Below are 14624 nucleotides of genomic sequence, written 5' to 3' on the forward strand. Positions count from 1 at the left end.
ATGGCCTTGCATCGATTTCTTCAAGGTAATCGCGGCTACCCGGATATCCAGGCGCTCGGTCAGGCTCTGAGGCATCTGGTGGAGGAAGGCCTTGATCAGTTGCCATTACCCGGTAGCGGTCAAACCCTGGAACGATTCAGTCAGTTGGCTCAAGTAGCGGGCCATGACTTGAGCCTGTGCAAGCTGTTTGAGGGGCATACCGACGCATTAGCGATCATTGCCGAACTCCACAGCCCACTGCCTCCGGTAGGCAGTACCTGGGGCATGTGGGCTGCCGAACCGCCCACGGCCCGGGTACAAGTGCGGCGTGACAGCCATCGCCTATTGCTCGAAGGCCGCAAGGCTTGGTGTTCCGGCGCAGCGGTAGTCAGCCATGGCTTGCTGACGGCCTGGGACGAAGAGGGTCGCCAGCAACTGGTGGCCGTGGACATGCACAGCCCTGGCGTTACCGTCACCCAAGAGGGGTGGCATGCCGTGGGCATGGCGGCCACCGGCAGTGTCGAGGTGCAATTCAAGGGTGTCATCGGGGTTGCCGTTGGTGGCCCGGGAGATTACCTCTCACGTCCGGGCTTCTGGCAAGGCGGAATCGGTATTGCAGCGTGCTGGTATGGCGCCGCGCAACGCCTGGGCGAGGCCCTGCGTGAGCACTGCGCACGACGTACTGAGCCGCACGCGCTTGCCCATCTTGGCGCGGTTGACAGCGCCCTGCACGGCGCCGGCTGTGTCTTGCGTGACAGTGCCTTACAGATCGACCAGCAGCCCAAAGCCGATGCACGATTGCTGGCCCAACAAACTCGAGCCTGTATTGAAGAAGCTGTGGATCAGGTCATCCATCATGTCGGCCGCGCCCTGGGGGCAGGTCCTTACTGCAAGGATCCGCACTTCGCCCAGTTGATGGCCGACCTGCCGGTGTACCTGCGCCAAAGTCACGCCGAACGCGACCTGGCCGCCCTTGGCCAACTCGTCGCAGACCAACCTACAGGGAGGTGGCAGTTATGAAAACCAACCCTATTGTCGGCCAGGGCACACCGTTGCACTTATGGCAAAGCTCAGCACACCTGACACAGTTACCCTGTATCGACATCGCCGAACTGGTGCCTGAAGGCAGTCGGGCCGTGATCGTTGCGCCACATCCTGACGATGAAGTGCTTGGCTGTGGCGGTCTGTTACAGGGCCTGGCGGCACTGGGGCGACCGTTGCAGCTGATTTCCGTGACTGACGGCAGTGCCAGCCACCCTGGCTCCCGTCGTTGGCCGGTACAGCGTTTGAGCGTGGTCCGCCCCCAGGAGTCGGCCCAGGCCCTGCATCGCCTGGGCCTGCCGTTGCATAGCCTGAAATGGTTGCGCGCCGGATTCAGCGACAGTCACGTGGCCGCCCAGGAAGATGAATTGCGTCAGTTCATCCAGCGTCACCTCAAGCCCACCGATGTGGTCCTCACCACCTGGCGTGAAGACGGTCACTGTGATCATGAGGCCGTCGGTCGGGCCAGTGCCGATGCCGCCCGGGCAGTAGGTGCGACATTGCTTGAACTGCCCGTATGGACCTGGCATTGGGCAACCCCCGAGGACAGCCAGATTCCCTGGTACCGCGCGCGCAAAATCCCCCTCACTACCGACGTCGTGGCGCGCAAACGGCACGCCATTCATGCCTTCGCCAGCCAACTGGAAGGTGACCCGCAGATCGGCCTGCCGCCGGTACTGGCACCGTATGTGCTGGAGCGCCTGCTGCAACCCTTTGAGGTGGTGTTCGTATGAGTGTCACAACACCCTACTTTGACCAACTGTTTGCCAAAAACGATGATCCCTGGGCATTTCGCCAGCGCTGGTACGAACGCCGTAAACGGGCGCTGACCCTCGCGGTGTTGACACGGCCACACTACGCCTCGATCTTTGAACCGGGCTGCGCCAATGGAGAGTTAAGCGCTGAACTGGCGCCGCGCTGTGACCGTCTGCTGTGCTGCGACACCTCGATGGCGGCAGTGATCCTGGCGCGCAAGCGCCTGACGGAGTTTTCCCATACCGAGGTGCAACAACGCCGCTTGCCGCAACAATGGCCCGCGCAGGCGTTCGAGCTGATCGTGCTCAGTGAGCTTTGTTATTACCTGGATCGTGATGACCTGTGCAGCCTGATCGATTCTGCCCTCGCCTCCTTGACCCCGAAGGGACAAATCCTTGCCTGCCACTGGCGGCCAGCCATCGAGGGCTGCCCGCAGACGGCCGAACAGGTGCATGAACTTCTACAGGCACGGCTGGACATGCCACGCCTGATCCATCACCACGACAGTGATGTGCTGCTCGACCTGTGGTGCCATGACGAAACTTCGGTCGCCCAGTTGGAGGGACTGCGATGATCGGCATTTTGATACCGGTGCATAACGAAGAGGCGCTGTTGGGAGAATGTCTGAAGGCCGCCATGGTGGCCGCCAGTCATCCGGGGTTGCTGGGGGAAGAGGTACAGATTCTGGTAGTGCTCGACAGCTGCAGCGATGGCAGTGCCGCTATCGCCCAGGCGTTCGAAGTGCACAGTCTGGAAGTGCAGGCGCGCAATGTCGGTCATGTACGCGGTGTGGGAGCCCGGTATTTGCTCAATAACGGCGCCCGCTGGATTTCCTGCACGGACGCCGATAGTCGAGTCGCCCCGGACTGGCTGGTAGCGCAACTGGCCCTTGGGGTGGATGCCGTGTGCGGTACCGTGACAGTAGATGCCTGGAGCGAAGGGTTCGATTCGCTCGCGCAAATCCGCTATCACCAGGGCTATGAGGCCCGCGAGGGGCATCGGCATATTCATGGGGCCAACCTCGGTGTCAGCGCCGGCGCCTACGTGCGAGCCGGCGGGTTCGAGCCACTGGCCTGTCATGAAGATGTGCAGCTTGTACTTCAGCTGGAGCGCTGCGGCGCGTCCATAGCCTGGAGCCATCGGCCCCAGGTGATTACCAGCGCCCGCCTGGACTGTCGAGCCAAGGGCGGGTTTGGCGACTATTTGAAGAGCCTGATGCAGGCCTCGTAAAAAAATAGCGGGATTCATCGCCGTAAACGCGACGAATCATTGACTATGATCAATACTCTTCGTACGGCAATCCAAGGTTGGAGCGCCTGCGCGGTGCGAAGGTCAGGTTCATGGTTTCTGCGAATCCGGTTCTCGCACTACCAAAAAGAGTCGTCCCGTCAACGGGGTACGACCAGGCACTACCAGGACAAGGACGTGATACTCATGAAGCCCGCCCACTTGATTGAAGGCCGCCGTGGCCCTGCTCAAATCTGGAACAGTGCGCCGCAACTGGCGCAGATCCCCGCTATCAGCCCAACCACCCTGGTGCCCCCCGGTGCGCGTGTGGTGGTCATTGCCCCGCACCCCGGCGATGAAGTAGTGGCCTGTGGCGGTTTACTGCAATTGCTGAGCACCCTCGATTATTCCCTGCAACTGATCTCCGTGACCGACGGCAGTGCCAGCCATCCGGGTTCCAACGTCTGGCCAGCCAAGCGCTTAAGTGTGGTTCGCCCCCAGGAAAGCGCCGAGGCGCTGCGCCGCCTGGGCGTGCCTCTGCACAGCCTGAAGTGGATTCGCGGTAGTTTTACCGATAGCGCGCTGCAGGCTCGGGAGCAGCAACTGAGCCAATTCATTGCCCGCTACCTGCAGCCCGGTGACGTGGTGTTCACCACCTGGCGCTCTGATGGCAACGATGATCACGACGCCGTCGGCCGCGCCGCCGCCAAGGCTTGCCTGCTGGTGGGCGCACGTCTGCACGAGCTGCCGGTCTGGGCCTGGCATTGGCCCGCCCGTGAAGCCATCAACATTCCCTGGCGACAGGCGCGCAAGATTCGCCTCGACACCTGGAGCGTCGCTCGCAAGCTGCACGCTGCCCACGCGTATGCCAGCCAATTGGTGGGTGACCCGGAAATCGGCCTGCCCCCCATGATGGCGCAGGTGCTGCTGGAGCGGATGCGAGAGCCGTATGAGGTTGTGTTTTTGTAGCCAGTGCCCCCCATCCAACGCCCGCGCTGGATGGGGGCTCCACTTCAGCCCTGCGGCCGTAGAATCAATACCCCCAGCGGCGGCAGGTTCAGCGACAGCGATACCGGCTGCCCATGCCGTGGCTCATCCTCGGTAAGCACCCCGCCACCGTTGCCATAGTTGGACCCGGCATAGGTATCGGCATCGCTATTGATCGCCTCGCTCCACTGCCCGGCAAACGGCACGCCGACCTTGTAACCCTCACGTGGCACCGGTGTGAAGTTAGCGACCACCAGCACCGGCCTGCCCTCCTTGCTCCAGCGCAGCCAGGCGTAGACGCTGTTGATCGCGTCATCGCCGATCAGCCACTGGAAGCCCTGAGGCGCATCGTCCTGATCGTGCAGCGCGGGTTCTTCGCGGTACAGGCGATTGAGGTCGCCCACCAGTTTTTGCACGCCCCGGTGCTCCGGGTATTGCAGCAGGTACCAATCGAGCTGCTGATCGTGGTTCCACTCACGCCATTGGCCAAATTCGCAGCCCATGAACAACAGCTTCTTGCCAGGATGCATCCACATGAAACTCAGGTACGCCCGCAGGTTGGCGAATTTCTGCCAGCGATCGCCGGGCATCTTGTCGATCAACGAGTGTTTGCCGTGAACCACTTCATCGTGGGAAATCGGCAGGATAAAACGCTCGGACCAGGCGTAGACCAGGCCGAAGCTCAGCTCATTGTGGTGATGGGCGCGGTAGACCGGATCCTGCTGGATGTAGTGCAGCGAATCGTGCATCCAGCCCATGTTCCACTTGTAGTTGAACCCCAGCCCGCCTTGTTGGGTACTTTGGCTGACCCCGGGCCATGCCGTGGACTCTTCGGCAATCACCAGCGCACCGGGGGCCTCGAGGGCTACCACGTCATTCAGATGACGCAGGAAGTCGATGGCCTCCAGGTTCTCCCTGCCGCCATGGCGGTTCGGCACCCATTCACCGGCCTTGCGTGAATAGTCGCGGTACAACATCGACGCCACGGCATCCACCCGCAGGCCATCGATATGGAAATGCTTGAGCCAGTGCAGCGCCGAAGCCAGCATGAAACCGTGGACTTCCGTGCGCCCCAGGTTGTAGATCAGCGTGTCCCAATCCTGGTGAAAACCTTCCAGCGGGTTGCCATATTCATACAGCGCGGTGCCGTCAAATTGCGCCAGGCCGTGAGTGTCGGTGGGGAAATGCGCGGGCACCCAATCCAGAATCACGCCGATATCTGCCTGATGACAGGCGTTGACGAAGAATGCGAAATCCTCCGGCGAGCCGAAGCGCGCACTGGGGGCGAATTGTGAAAGCGCCTGATACCCCCAGGAACCGCCGAAGGGGTGCTCCATGATCGGCATCAGCTCGATATGGGTAAACCCCAGCTGCTGCACATAAGGAATCAACCGTTCTGCCAACTCGCGCCAGGTGTACTGGCGCAAGACTTCACCGACTTCATCCAGCTCACACTGCCAGGAGCCGGCATGCAATTCGTAGATAGACAAGGGGGCGCTGGGCTTTTGCCGTTCGCTGCGCGCTTGCATCCAGGCGTGGTCCTGCCAGTCCACTTGCAAGGGTGAGGCGACTTTTGACGCGGTGTCCGGCGGCAACTGGGTGGCCAGGGCCACCGGGTCGGCCTTGAGCGGCAAGATGCCACTCGCCCCAAGCACTTCGTATTTATACGCCGCGCCGGGTTGCAGGCGCGGGATGAAAATCTCCCAGACGCCGGCCGGATGACGTAACCGCATCGGGTGTCGACGCCCGTCCCAGATATTGAAATCCCCGACCACCGAAACCCGCTTGGCATTCGGCGCCCACACCGCAAAGCGCACGCCCTGGATACCGTCGACGCTCATCACTTGGGCGCCGAGGCAGCTGCTCAAGTCACGGTGGTTGCCTTCGGCAAACAAATACAGGTCCATCTCCCCGAGCAACTGGCCGAAGCTGTAGGGATCTTCGGTGACCTGTTCGCCGCCGGCCCATTGGATCTTCAACAAATAGCCTTGGCGCGTGGCAAAGTGGCCGACAAACAGTCCGGGTATGTGCGTCGCATCCAGGTTGCCGATCTGTTCGCCACTGTCTTGCGCCAGTACCTGAACACTCAAGGCATCGGGCAAGTAGGCGCGGATAAACTGACCGCCCACCCCGTCATCGTGAGGGCCAAGTATCGAGAATGGGTCCTGATGTTCGGCCCGTACCAACGCTTCGATATCCTTCGAGGCAGGCATCACCGTCAGCTTGGATTGCCGCGGTTCTTTGTGTGTAAAGGTCATGACGTCTCCCCGCCGCGTGCAGTTTTGGATACAGAGTTGAGCCCGCTGAGCAGCCCGTGCAAACCTTGCAACGGCACGGGCAGCCAGGTTGGGCGATTTTCCGCTTCGTAGGCGACTTCGTACGCGGCTTTCTCCAGGCTGAACAATGTCAGCGCGGCGTCCTGGCCTTTGGCGTCCTGCCAGTCGTGAGCCAGTGTAGCCGTGGCCTTATGGTAGGCCTGGATAAATGCCTGCCGCGTTTCATTCAGGTAACGATCGGCCACCCGCTGCCGTGCCGCATTGGCTTCGGGCGAGTGATCCACCCCTTGCACATTCAGGGCCATGGCGGCGGCGTAATCAAACGACCGTAGCACGCCACTCACATCCTTGTACGGGCTGTGTTTGCCGCGCCGCTCATGCAGCGGTCGCGCGGGCTCGCCTTCAAAGTCGATCAGGTAGGCGTCGCCCTTGACCACCAGCACCTGGCCCAGGTGCAAGTCGCCATGCACGCGAATCCGCAAGCCACCGACCGTCGCCTTGGCCAGCGCCTGGACGTGGCTGGCGATGTTTTTTTTCTGGCCCAGCAACGCACTGAGCAGCGCCTGATCGGCTGGGTTTAACTGGCTCTGATGGTGCTTGAGCAATTGCAACGCACGGTCGATTTGCGCGCCTACTTGCTTGGCCCACGCCTGGCTGTCCTTGAGGGACGTGACCTCGGGTTTGAAGTCTTTGTTGGCGGTTGGCACCGCCAGCACCTGGTGCATTTCCCCCAGGCGCTGGCCGAGCAAACCGGCGAAGTCCGCCAGCTCGCCAAGGGCGTTGTAGTGTTGTTCCTGCTCGGAAATTGCCTCGGCCAACTCATCGCGAATCGCCCGCTCCAGGTTGTTCTGGGTCCAACCCCAGGCGTCGCCCTGATTACTCAGGTAACCCTGGGCAATCATCAGCAAGCTGTCCTGGCCTTCGGCATTGCGACGAATCACAGAGCCCAACAGCGGCGAGATATGTTCGTAGCCGGCTTCCGTCAGATAAGCCCCCATCTCCAGCTCCGGGTGCACACCGGCGCTGACTTTACGGATCAGCTTGAGCACCAGGCTGGCGCCCACCACCACGGAACTGTTGGACTGCTCGGCGGCCAGGTAGCGCACGTCCGACTCGTCAGTGAGTTCCAGTTGAGCCAGTTGTGGCGTCGATTCGAAGCGAATGTCGCCGTCAGTGGAATGCAGTACGGTAGCGGCTTGCAGGCCCTGGATCACCGCGCGGATGTAGGTGTCGAGGCTGAAGGCGTCGGTCACCAGGCCGACCTGGCGCACCCGGCGTACACGGGCCAGCGCCAGTTGTTGCGGCAAGGCGCTGGTGTACTGGTCTTCGGCCAGGAAGCCGAACGGCAGTTGATAGCGGCTGACCTGCCCGCCGGTGGTGACTTCTATCTCGCTGAGCAACACCGGGTGCTGCGGATCACCAAAGCGCACACCGTAGGCGATGTGTACGTTGTCGATAGCCGAGTCCTTGTTGGCAAACCAGCGGCGCTTGGGCAGCCAGGCCGGCAGTGAGGTCTGCTCCAGGGTGGTGCGACATGGCGCTTCGAGCAACTCCTCCATGCGTTTTTTCAGCACCAGGGTGGTGAAGTCCGGAATGCTTTGCGCCGGCTCCACGTGCCAGCTCGGCATCTGGTTTTCTGCCGCTAATACAAACCAGTAGAAGCCGTACGGCGCCAAGGTCAGCAGGAACGTCAGTTGGCCTATGGGTGGGAAGGCATTACCGCCGAGCATTTCCACCGGGACCATGCCGGCAAACGCCGAGAGGTCCAGTTCCGCTGCCTGGGAGCTGCGCGAAACGTTGGACACGCAGAGGATGATTTCCTGTTTGCCGTCATCGCCTGTGTATTCACGGGTATAGGCCAGAATTCTGCGGTTGGTCGGTGAAAGCATTTTCAGGCTGCCACGACCGAATGCTTTGGACTGCTTGCGGATCGCCAGCATCCGGCGGGTCCAGTTCAGTAACGAGTGCGGGTCCTGGGCCTGGGTTTCGACGTTGACTGATTGATAGCCATAGAGCGGGTCCATGATCGGCGGCAGCACCAGGCTCGCCGGGTCGGCACGGGAGAAGCCGCCGTTGCGGTCGATGGACCATTGCATGGGCGTACGTACACCGTCGCGGTCGCCAAGGTAGATGTTGTCACCCATGCCGATTTCATCGCCGTAATACAGGGTCGGTGTGCCCGGCATCGACAGCAGCAGGCTGTTGAGCAGTTCGACACGGCGGCGGTCGCGCTCCATCAGCGGTGCGAGTCGGCGGCGAATACCCAGGTTGATCCGCGCGCGGCGGTCGGCGGCGTAGTAATTCCACAGGTAGTCGCGTTCTTTGTCGGTGACCATTTCCAGGGTCAGCTCATCGTGGTTGCGCAGGAAGATCGCCCATTGGCAATTGGCGGGGATCTCCGGCGTCTGGCGCAGGATATCGGTGATCGGGAAGCGATCTTCCTGGGCCAGCGCCATATACATGCGTGGCATCAGCGGGAAGTGAAAAGCCATGTGGCATTCATCGCCGTCATCGCCCTTCTTGTCACCGAAATACAGTTGCGTGTCCTCCGGCCATTGATTGGCTTCGGCCAGGAGCATGCGGTCCGGGTAGTTGGCGTCGATTTCGGCGCGGATCTGCTTGAGGACATCGTGGGTTTCCGGCAGGTTTTCGTTGTTAGTGCCGTCACGCTCGATCAGGTAGGGAATGGCGTCCAGGCGCAGGCCGTCGATGCCCATGTCCAGCCAGTAACGCATCACCGACAGCACGGCTTTCATGACCTGCGGGTTGTCGAAGTTCAGGTCTGGCTGGTGGGAATAGAAACGGTGCCAGAAGTACTGGCCGGCGACCGGGTCCCAGGTCCAGTTGGACTTTTCAGTGTCGAGAAAGATGATGCGGGTGCCGTCGTATTTCTGGTCGTCATCGGACCAGACGTAGAAATCCCGAGCCTTGGAGCCTGGCTTGGCTTTACGCGCGCGCTGGAACCACGGGTGCTGGTCGGAGGTGTGGTTGATGACCAGCTCGGTGATGACCCGCAGCCCGCGTTTATGGGCCTCGGCGATAAAACGCTTGGCGTCGGCCATGGTTCCGTAGTCGCTGTGCACACCCCGGTATTCGGCGATGTCATAGCCATCATCGCGGCGTGGCGAAGGGTAGAACGGCAGCACCCAGATGGTGTTCACACCCAGTTCGGCGATGTAGTCGAGTTTGGCGATCAGCCCGGGAAAATCACCGATACCGTCGTTATTGGAGTCGAAATAGGATTTGACGTGAACCTGATAAATCACCGCGTCCTTGTACCAGAGCGGGTCTTTGATAAAGGTGGCAGCCTTGGGTTTCTTCGCCATTGGAAACTCCTGGAAAATTCAAAAAATCTGCCTGAATAACCACAATCAATGTGGGAGCTGGCTTGCCTGCGAATGCGGTGTATCAGCCACTGAATGAGGTGACTGGCACACCGCATTCGCGAGCAAGGTCGCCCACATTTGATCTCTAATGTTTTAGAGATCGGTTCAGGAAACGGTGATCCGCCAAATCCCGAACGGCTGGTGCCATGGCTCGATCCGCATCCACTGGGTCTTGCCGTACCAGGTCCAGCGGTGGCCGTTCATCAGGTCCTCGCCCTGGGCCTGGGCGTCGTCCGGCAGCCCCATCTCCCACAGCGGCAATTCAAAGTAGGCTTCCTGGGCGTTGAACGGGTCGAGGCTGACGGCCACCAGAATGAAATTGCTGCCATCTTCGCTGCGCTTGCCGAAATACAGGATGTTGTCGTTCCAGACGTTGTAGAGCTTCAAACCCAGGTGACTGTGCAGCGCCGGGTTCTGCCGGCGGATCCGGTTGAGCTGGGCGATCTCGGCAATGATGTTGCCGGGCGCACTGAAGTCCCGCGGGCGGATCTCGTACTTCTCCGAGTCCAGGTATTCTTCCTTCCCAGGAATCGCGGCGGCCTCGCACAGTTCGAAGCCCGAATACATGCCCCACAGCCCTGACCCCATGGTGGCCAGTGCGGCACGAATCAGAAAGCCCGGGCGGCCGGACTCATGGAGAAACCCGGGGTGGATGTCTGGCGTATTGACGAAAAAGTGGGGGCGGAAGCATTCGCGCCATGGTGACTCGTTCAGTTGCGTCAGGTATTCGGTTAGCTCGGCCTTGGTGTTGCGCCAGGTGAAATAGGTGTAGCTCTGGGAATAACCGACCTTGCCCAGGCGCGCCATCATGGCCGGGGTGGTAAACGCCTCCGCGAGGAAAATCACCTCCGGGTATTTGGCCCGCACGTCACTGATCAGCCATTGCCAGAACGGCAGCGGCTTGGTGTGGGGATTGTCGACACGAAACGTCTTGACGCCCTCCTGGACCCAGCCCACCACGATGTCCCGCAGTTCGGTCCACAGGCTTGGAATGGCGTCGGCAGCGTAGAAGTCGACGTTGACGATGTCCTGGTATTTCTTGGGTGGGTTCTCGGCGTATTTGATGCTGCCATCGGGGCGCCAGTTGAACCAGCCGGGGTGCTGCACAAGCCAGGGGTGGTCCTGGGAGCACTGGATGGCGAAGTCCAGGGCTATTTCCAGTCCGTGATCAGCGGCGGCCTGCACCAAACGCCGGAAGTCTTCGCGGGTACCCAGTTGCGAATGAATAGCCTCGTGACCGCCCTCCTCGCTGCCAATCGCGTAAGGGCTGCCCGGATCATCGGGCCCGGCCGTCAGGGCGTTGTTCTTGCCCTTGCGATGGCGGCGGCCGATGGGGTGGATCGGCGGGAAGTACAGCACGTCGAAGCCCATGTCATGGATCATCGACAAGCGTGAATGCACGTCATTGAAGGTGCCGTGGCGGGCCGGATCGTCAGTGATCGAGCGGGGAAACAGCTCATACCAACTGGCAAATTGCGCGGCCTGGCGCTCCACATCAATCGGGTACACCGGGCTGATGCTCAAATAGGGGCGATGATCAGCCTCGGCCATCAAGCGTGCACTCTCTTCGTGCAAAAACATCGCCACCTGTTCGGTTTCCAGCAAGCCAGAAAGCTGGTGGTGCAGTTGCATCAACCGGTCGCGCAGTTCATTTTCACTGCGCTCGGCGGCCTGTAGCACTTGGTTGCGACCTTCCTGCAGCTCCAGGCTGACCGGGACGCCGGCCTCATGCTTCTTGCTCAGTTCGTAGCAAAAGCTGGCGAAGTGATCGATCCAGGCCTCGATACAGTATTGATGAGGGCCTTGGGTGCTGACGGTAAATATGCCCTGCCAACCATTGTTGCCGACGTCGGTCATGGCCACGCGGTGCCAGCCCTCTTCGCGTAACGAGCGCCAACGCAACAGCACCGCGAGCTTGTCGTGACCGTCAGCAAATACTTTGCTGGTCACGTTGATGCGCTGCCCCTCCACGGCCTTGACGGCAAACTCACCGCCGTCGATCACCGGGGTGGTGTTTTCAATGGCAATCCTGGGCAGCAACAGGGCCTGAGACAGTGGTAACAAAAGCGTTGAATCGTTTTGCGTCGGTGATGGTGATGTCTGGTTCGGTAATTCAGCAGTCATCGAGCATGTCCCCCTACGCCCCATGGACGCTCTTGTGCTTGATCCCCAAAGGCTCATCCTGAAGCGAACCCTTTAAGTTCCGAGCCTGATGCCGGATGAAAAGTTCAGGTGGATATGCCTCCGTCGGGCGGGGAATCAAATCTCCCCGGCGGTTGTCCACCGATACAGCAAAGCACAAAGGAGGCCACACCGATGAATATCCCTATTCCGGCTGAAACACCTGATCCGAACATTGATAAGCCGACATTGCCGCCGACCGAGCCGGAACCGATTCCGGAGCAGGAGCCGCCTGGCACTACGCCGCCTGCGAAGGAGGATCCACCGACGACGATGCCGCCGGTGATCGCCTGAACCGGACTAGTCCTTTTCCAGCATCCGCACAATCCTGGGCATCACACTGAACACCGCCAATGCCAGCAACGTACTGAGCACTGCCGTCGATTCCCGGCCCACCCCCGCTGCGACCCCAATGGCGGCGGTCATCCAGAGCCCGGCGGCGGTGGTCAGCCCTTTGACGTGTTGGCCTTCTTCGTCTTCCTTGCCCTTGAGGATCGTGCCGGCGCCCAGAAAGCCGATGCCCGCGATCACGCCTTGCAGCACCCGGCTCATGGCGTCGGCCTGAGAGCCGGACATTTGTGGCACCAGCACAAACAATGCTGCGCCCATGGCCACCAACATGTGGGTACGCACGCCCGCCGCCTTGCCTTTTTGTTCACGCTCAAACCCAAGGATACCGCCGAGGATCGCAGCGATCAGCAGGCGCACGGTGATTTGCGTCAATTGCCGGGCATCACCAATGTCGGCGAATTCCGCTTGCAGGGTTTGCCAGACTTCATGCCACCAGGCGTCCATGGGCGTGTCCTTTTCATGAGGCGATAACCGATGGACAACGGCGACCGCCAGTCAGTTGCCCAGAACCATTCACTCGGTGTCAAACCCTAACGTTCAGCACTGATAGAAAAGGAGAGCCCCATGCCCGTACGTATCGAAAACCAGACCTGCTACTTCTTGGTCGACGAGCGCGGTGAAGAGAAAAGCCTCGCAGCCGCGGATGTCACGGTGATTACCGACAGCGAAAAATCCATGTCTGCCGTCGAACTGGATGGTCGGCGTATCTACATCACCGAAGCAGAGGCCGACGCCTTGACCGTCGCAGGTGCCAGGGACGGTCGTAAGCATTTGAAGGCCACTGACGCTGATTCGGTGATTTGATTGATCTGTGTCAGAACACCGTAGAGTTGCCTGATACGGCCATAAGCCCCAGGGCCAACCGAGTGCAGCAGATTGTCGCAGGAGCGGATCAACAGCCCATCTGATCCGCTTTTTATCGCAATACCTGAGTCTGTAATGAAAACAGATCGCCGGGCATAGTTCATCCGCCTGATGGAGGCTGATGAGCGAAAGACCATGAGCGAGAGAATCCCCGTCCGATTAGTTGAAACATTCGAGCCTGCTCAACAGAAGAAGGCCAAATCCAGCGACAACCTGATCCACACCCGCAGTTTCACCGGCTTGTACCGCACCTTGCGCCTCAGCGGCGCGGGCTTTCTGTTCCTGGCGTTTTTCGGCACCGTGTGGCTGAACTGGGGCGAACGGCAGGCGGTGTTATGGGACCTGGCCGAGAGCAAATTCCACATCTTCGGTGCAACCTTCTGGCCTCAGGATTTTATCCTGCTGTCGGCGTTGTTGATCATCTGTGCCTTTGGCCTGTTTGCGATCACCGTGTTGGCCGGACGGGTCTGGTGCGGCTACACCTGCCCGCAAAGCTCATTCACCTGGTTGTTCATGTGGTGTGAAAAGGTTACCGAGGGCGAGCGCAACCAGCGCATCAAGCTACAGGCCGCGCCTTGGGGGCTGAACAAGCTGATCAGGCGTTCGGCCAAGCACGCGATGTGGCTGGCGATCAGCGTCCTGACGGGGTTGACCTTTGTCGGCTATTTCACCCCTATCCGCCCCTTGGCCGAGGAACTGCTGAGCTGGCAAATGGGTGGTGTCAGCCTGTTCTGGGTGCTGTTTTTCACCGCTGCCACTTACCTCAACGCCGGGTGGCTGCGCGAAGCGGTGTGCATGCATATGTGCCCGTACGCACGGTTCCAGAGTGTGATGTTCGACAAGGACACCCTGACTATTTCCTACGATGTGGCCCGCGGCGAACACCGTGGTCCGCGTAAGCGTGACGTGAAGCCGGCTGAGGTTGGCCTGGGCGATTGCATCGACTGCCAGCTTTGCGTACAGGTCTGCCCTACCGGTATCGACATCCGTGACGGTTTGCAGATGGAGTGCATTGGCTGCGCCGCCTGTATCGATGCCTGCGATTCGATTATGGACAAAATGGGTTACACCCCTGGCCTGGTGAGTTACACCTCTGAACATCAACTGCAAGGCGGCAAGACGCACCTGCTCAGGCCACGGCTGATCGGCTACAGTGCCGTGCTGTTGGTAATGATCGGCGCGCTGGTGGTGGCGTTGGTGGAGCGGCCGATGGTGTCGCTGGACGTGACCAAGGACCGTGGGATGTTTCGTGAGAATAGTAAAGGCTTGATCGAGAACATCTACAGTCTCAAGGTCATCAACAAAACCCAGCAGCGTCAGGATTATCGCCTGGAACTGGTGGACGGTGATGGCTTCCAGTTGCAAGGCAAGACCGAAATCAACCTGGCGCCCGGGGAGATTACTGATGTGCCGGTGTCGGTGGCAATGACAGCGGATAAGCCGGGCAGCAGCTCCCAGACCATCAGCTTCAAGGTGTCGGATGTCGATGAACCAGGCATTTACAGTGTGGCGGATAGCCGGTTTGTGGCGCCGTTGAATCGCTGATAAATGCAATATCAGAAACACAGGAGATCAA

At 60.3% G+C, this 14624-nt stretch carries 12 protein-coding genes; 8 read left to right on the plus strand and 4 right to left on the minus strand.

The features are described 5' to 3' along the window. The 5 genes from J7E41_RS12995 (at position 1) to J7E41_RS13015 (ending at position 3972) form a co-directional block, all read left to right on the plus strand. A complete protein-coding gene (locus J7E41_RS12995; RefSeq protein ID WP_214993439.1) occupies positions 1-999 on the plus strand; it encodes an acyl-CoA dehydrogenase family protein in 999 nt (332 codons plus the stop codon). Continuing rightward, positions 996-1754 carry a PIG-L deacetylase family protein gene (locus J7E41_RS13000; RefSeq protein ID WP_214993441.1) on the plus strand — a complete coding sequence of 253 codons (759 nt, stop codon included), beginning with the start codon at positions 996-998 and terminating at the stop codon, positions 1752-1754. The genes J7E41_RS12995 and J7E41_RS13000 overlap by 4 nt, the downstream gene beginning before the upstream one ends. Further along, a complete protein-coding gene (locus J7E41_RS13005; protein ID WP_214993442.1) occupies positions 1751-2350 on the plus strand; it encodes an SAM-dependent methyltransferase in 600 nt (199 codons plus the stop codon). Before J7E41_RS13000 ends, J7E41_RS13005 begins: the two co-directional genes overlap by 4 nt. Then, complete coding sequence (locus J7E41_RS13010; RefSeq protein ID WP_214993443.1) at positions 2347-3006, plus strand: glycosyltransferase; 660 nt, start codon at positions 2347-2349, stop codon at positions 3004-3006. Before J7E41_RS13005 ends, J7E41_RS13010 begins: the two co-directional genes overlap by 4 nt. 204 nt (positions 3007-3210) lie before the next feature. Continuing rightward, positions 3211-3972: a PIG-L deacetylase family protein gene (locus J7E41_RS13015; RefSeq protein WP_214993444.1), complete on the plus strand. Its 762-nt coding sequence runs from the start codon at positions 3211-3213 to the stop codon at positions 3970-3972. 44 nt (positions 3973-4016) lie between these two features. Here the strand turns inward: J7E41_RS13015 and glgB are convergent, their stop codons facing one another. From glgB to J7E41_RS13030, 3 genes are all read right to left on the minus strand, one after another. Beyond that, a complete protein-coding gene (gene glgB, locus J7E41_RS13020) occupies positions 4017-6248 on the minus strand; it encodes a 1,4-alpha-glucan branching protein GlgB (protein ID WP_214993445.1) in 2232 nt (743 codons plus the stop codon). Then, positions 6245-9592 (minus strand): maltose alpha-D-glucosyltransferase, encoded by a 3348-nt coding sequence (gene treS, locus J7E41_RS13025; RefSeq protein ID WP_214993446.1) that lies wholly within the window; start codon positions 9590-9592, stop codon positions 6245-6247. Before treS ends, glgB begins: the two co-directional genes overlap by 4 nt. 165 nt (positions 9593-9757) lie before the next feature. Further along, positions 9758-11776, minus strand: coding sequence for an alpha-1,4-glucan--maltose-1-phosphate maltosyltransferase (locus tag J7E41_RS13030; protein WP_214993447.1), 2019 nt, complete (start codon positions 11774-11776; stop codon positions 9758-9760). A 192-nt stretch (positions 11777-11968) separates the two neighbouring features. Here J7E41_RS13030 and J7E41_RS13035 point away from each other — a divergent pair, with 192 nt between their 5' ends. Further along, positions 11969-12127: a hypothetical protein gene (locus J7E41_RS13035; protein ID WP_214993449.1), complete on the plus strand. Its 159-nt coding sequence runs from the start codon at positions 11969-11971 to the stop codon at positions 12125-12127. Between the two features lie 6 nt (positions 12128-12133). Here the strand turns inward: J7E41_RS13035 and J7E41_RS13040 are convergent, their stop codons facing one another. Further along, positions 12134-12628, minus strand: coding sequence for an MgtC/SapB family protein (locus J7E41_RS13040; protein ID WP_214993450.1), 495 nt, complete (start codon positions 12626-12628; stop codon positions 12134-12136). A gap of 120 nt (positions 12629-12748) precedes the next feature. Here J7E41_RS13040 and J7E41_RS13045 point away from each other — a divergent pair, with 120 nt between their 5' ends. Further along, positions 12749-12988, plus strand: coding sequence for a DUF3203 family protein (locus J7E41_RS13045; protein ID WP_214993451.1), 240 nt, complete (start codon positions 12749-12751; stop codon positions 12986-12988). 195 nt (positions 12989-13183) lie between these two features. Continuing rightward, positions 13184-14593: a cytochrome c oxidase accessory protein CcoG gene (gene ccoG / locus J7E41_RS13050; RefSeq protein WP_214993452.1), complete on the plus strand. Its 1410-nt coding sequence runs from the start codon at positions 13184-13186 to the stop codon at positions 14591-14593. Positions 14594-14624 lie beyond the last annotated feature (31 nt).

Source organism: Pseudomonas fluorescens (assembly GCF_018614655.1).
Lineage (GTDB): Bacteria > Pseudomonadota > Gammaproteobacteria > Pseudomonadales > Pseudomonadaceae > Aquipseudomonas > Aquipseudomonas fluorescens_BX.

Excerpts from the sequence above, each read along its gene's own strand:
- J7E41_RS12995 (WP_214993439.1), top strand. The coding sequence starts at position 1 with ATGGCCTTGCATCGATTTCTTCAAGGTAATCGCGGCTACCCGGATATC.
- J7E41_RS13000 (WP_214993441.1), top strand. The coding sequence starts at position 996 with ATGAAAACCAACCCTATTGTCGGCCAGGGCACACCGTTGCACTTATGG.
- J7E41_RS13005 (WP_214993442.1), top strand. The coding sequence starts at position 1,751 with ATGAGTGTCACAACACCCTACTTTGACCAACTGTTTGCCAAAAACGAT.
- J7E41_RS13010 (WP_214993443.1), top strand. The coding sequence starts at position 2,347 with ATGATCGGCATTTTGATACCGGTGCATAACGAAGAGGCGCTGTTGGGA.
- J7E41_RS13015 (WP_214993444.1), top strand. The coding sequence starts at position 3,211 with ATGAAGCCCGCCCACTTGATTGAAGGCCGCCGTGGCCCTGCTCAAATC.
- glgB (WP_214993445.1), bottom strand. The coding sequence starts at position 6,248 with ATGACCTTTACACACAAAGAACCGCGGCAATCCAAGCTGACGGTGATG.
- treS (WP_214993446.1), bottom strand. The coding sequence starts at position 9,592 with ATGGCGAAGAAACCCAAGGCTGCCACCTTTATCAAAGACCCGCTCTGG.
- J7E41_RS13030 (WP_214993447.1), bottom strand. The coding sequence starts at position 11,776 with ATGACTGCTGAATTACCGAACCAGACATCACCATCACCGACGCAAAAC.
- J7E41_RS13035 (WP_214993449.1), top strand. The coding sequence starts at position 11,969 with ATGAATATCCCTATTCCGGCTGAAACACCTGATCCGAACATTGATAAG.
- J7E41_RS13040 (WP_214993450.1), bottom strand. The coding sequence starts at position 12,628 with ATGGACGCCTGGTGGCATGAAGTCTGGCAAACCCTGCAAGCGGAATTC.
- J7E41_RS13045 (WP_214993451.1), top strand. The coding sequence starts at position 12,749 with ATGCCCGTACGTATCGAAAACCAGACCTGCTACTTCTTGGTCGACGAG.
- ccoG (WP_214993452.1), top strand. The coding sequence starts at position 13,184 with ATGAGCGAGAGAATCCCCGTCCGATTAGTTGAAACATTCGAGCCTGCT.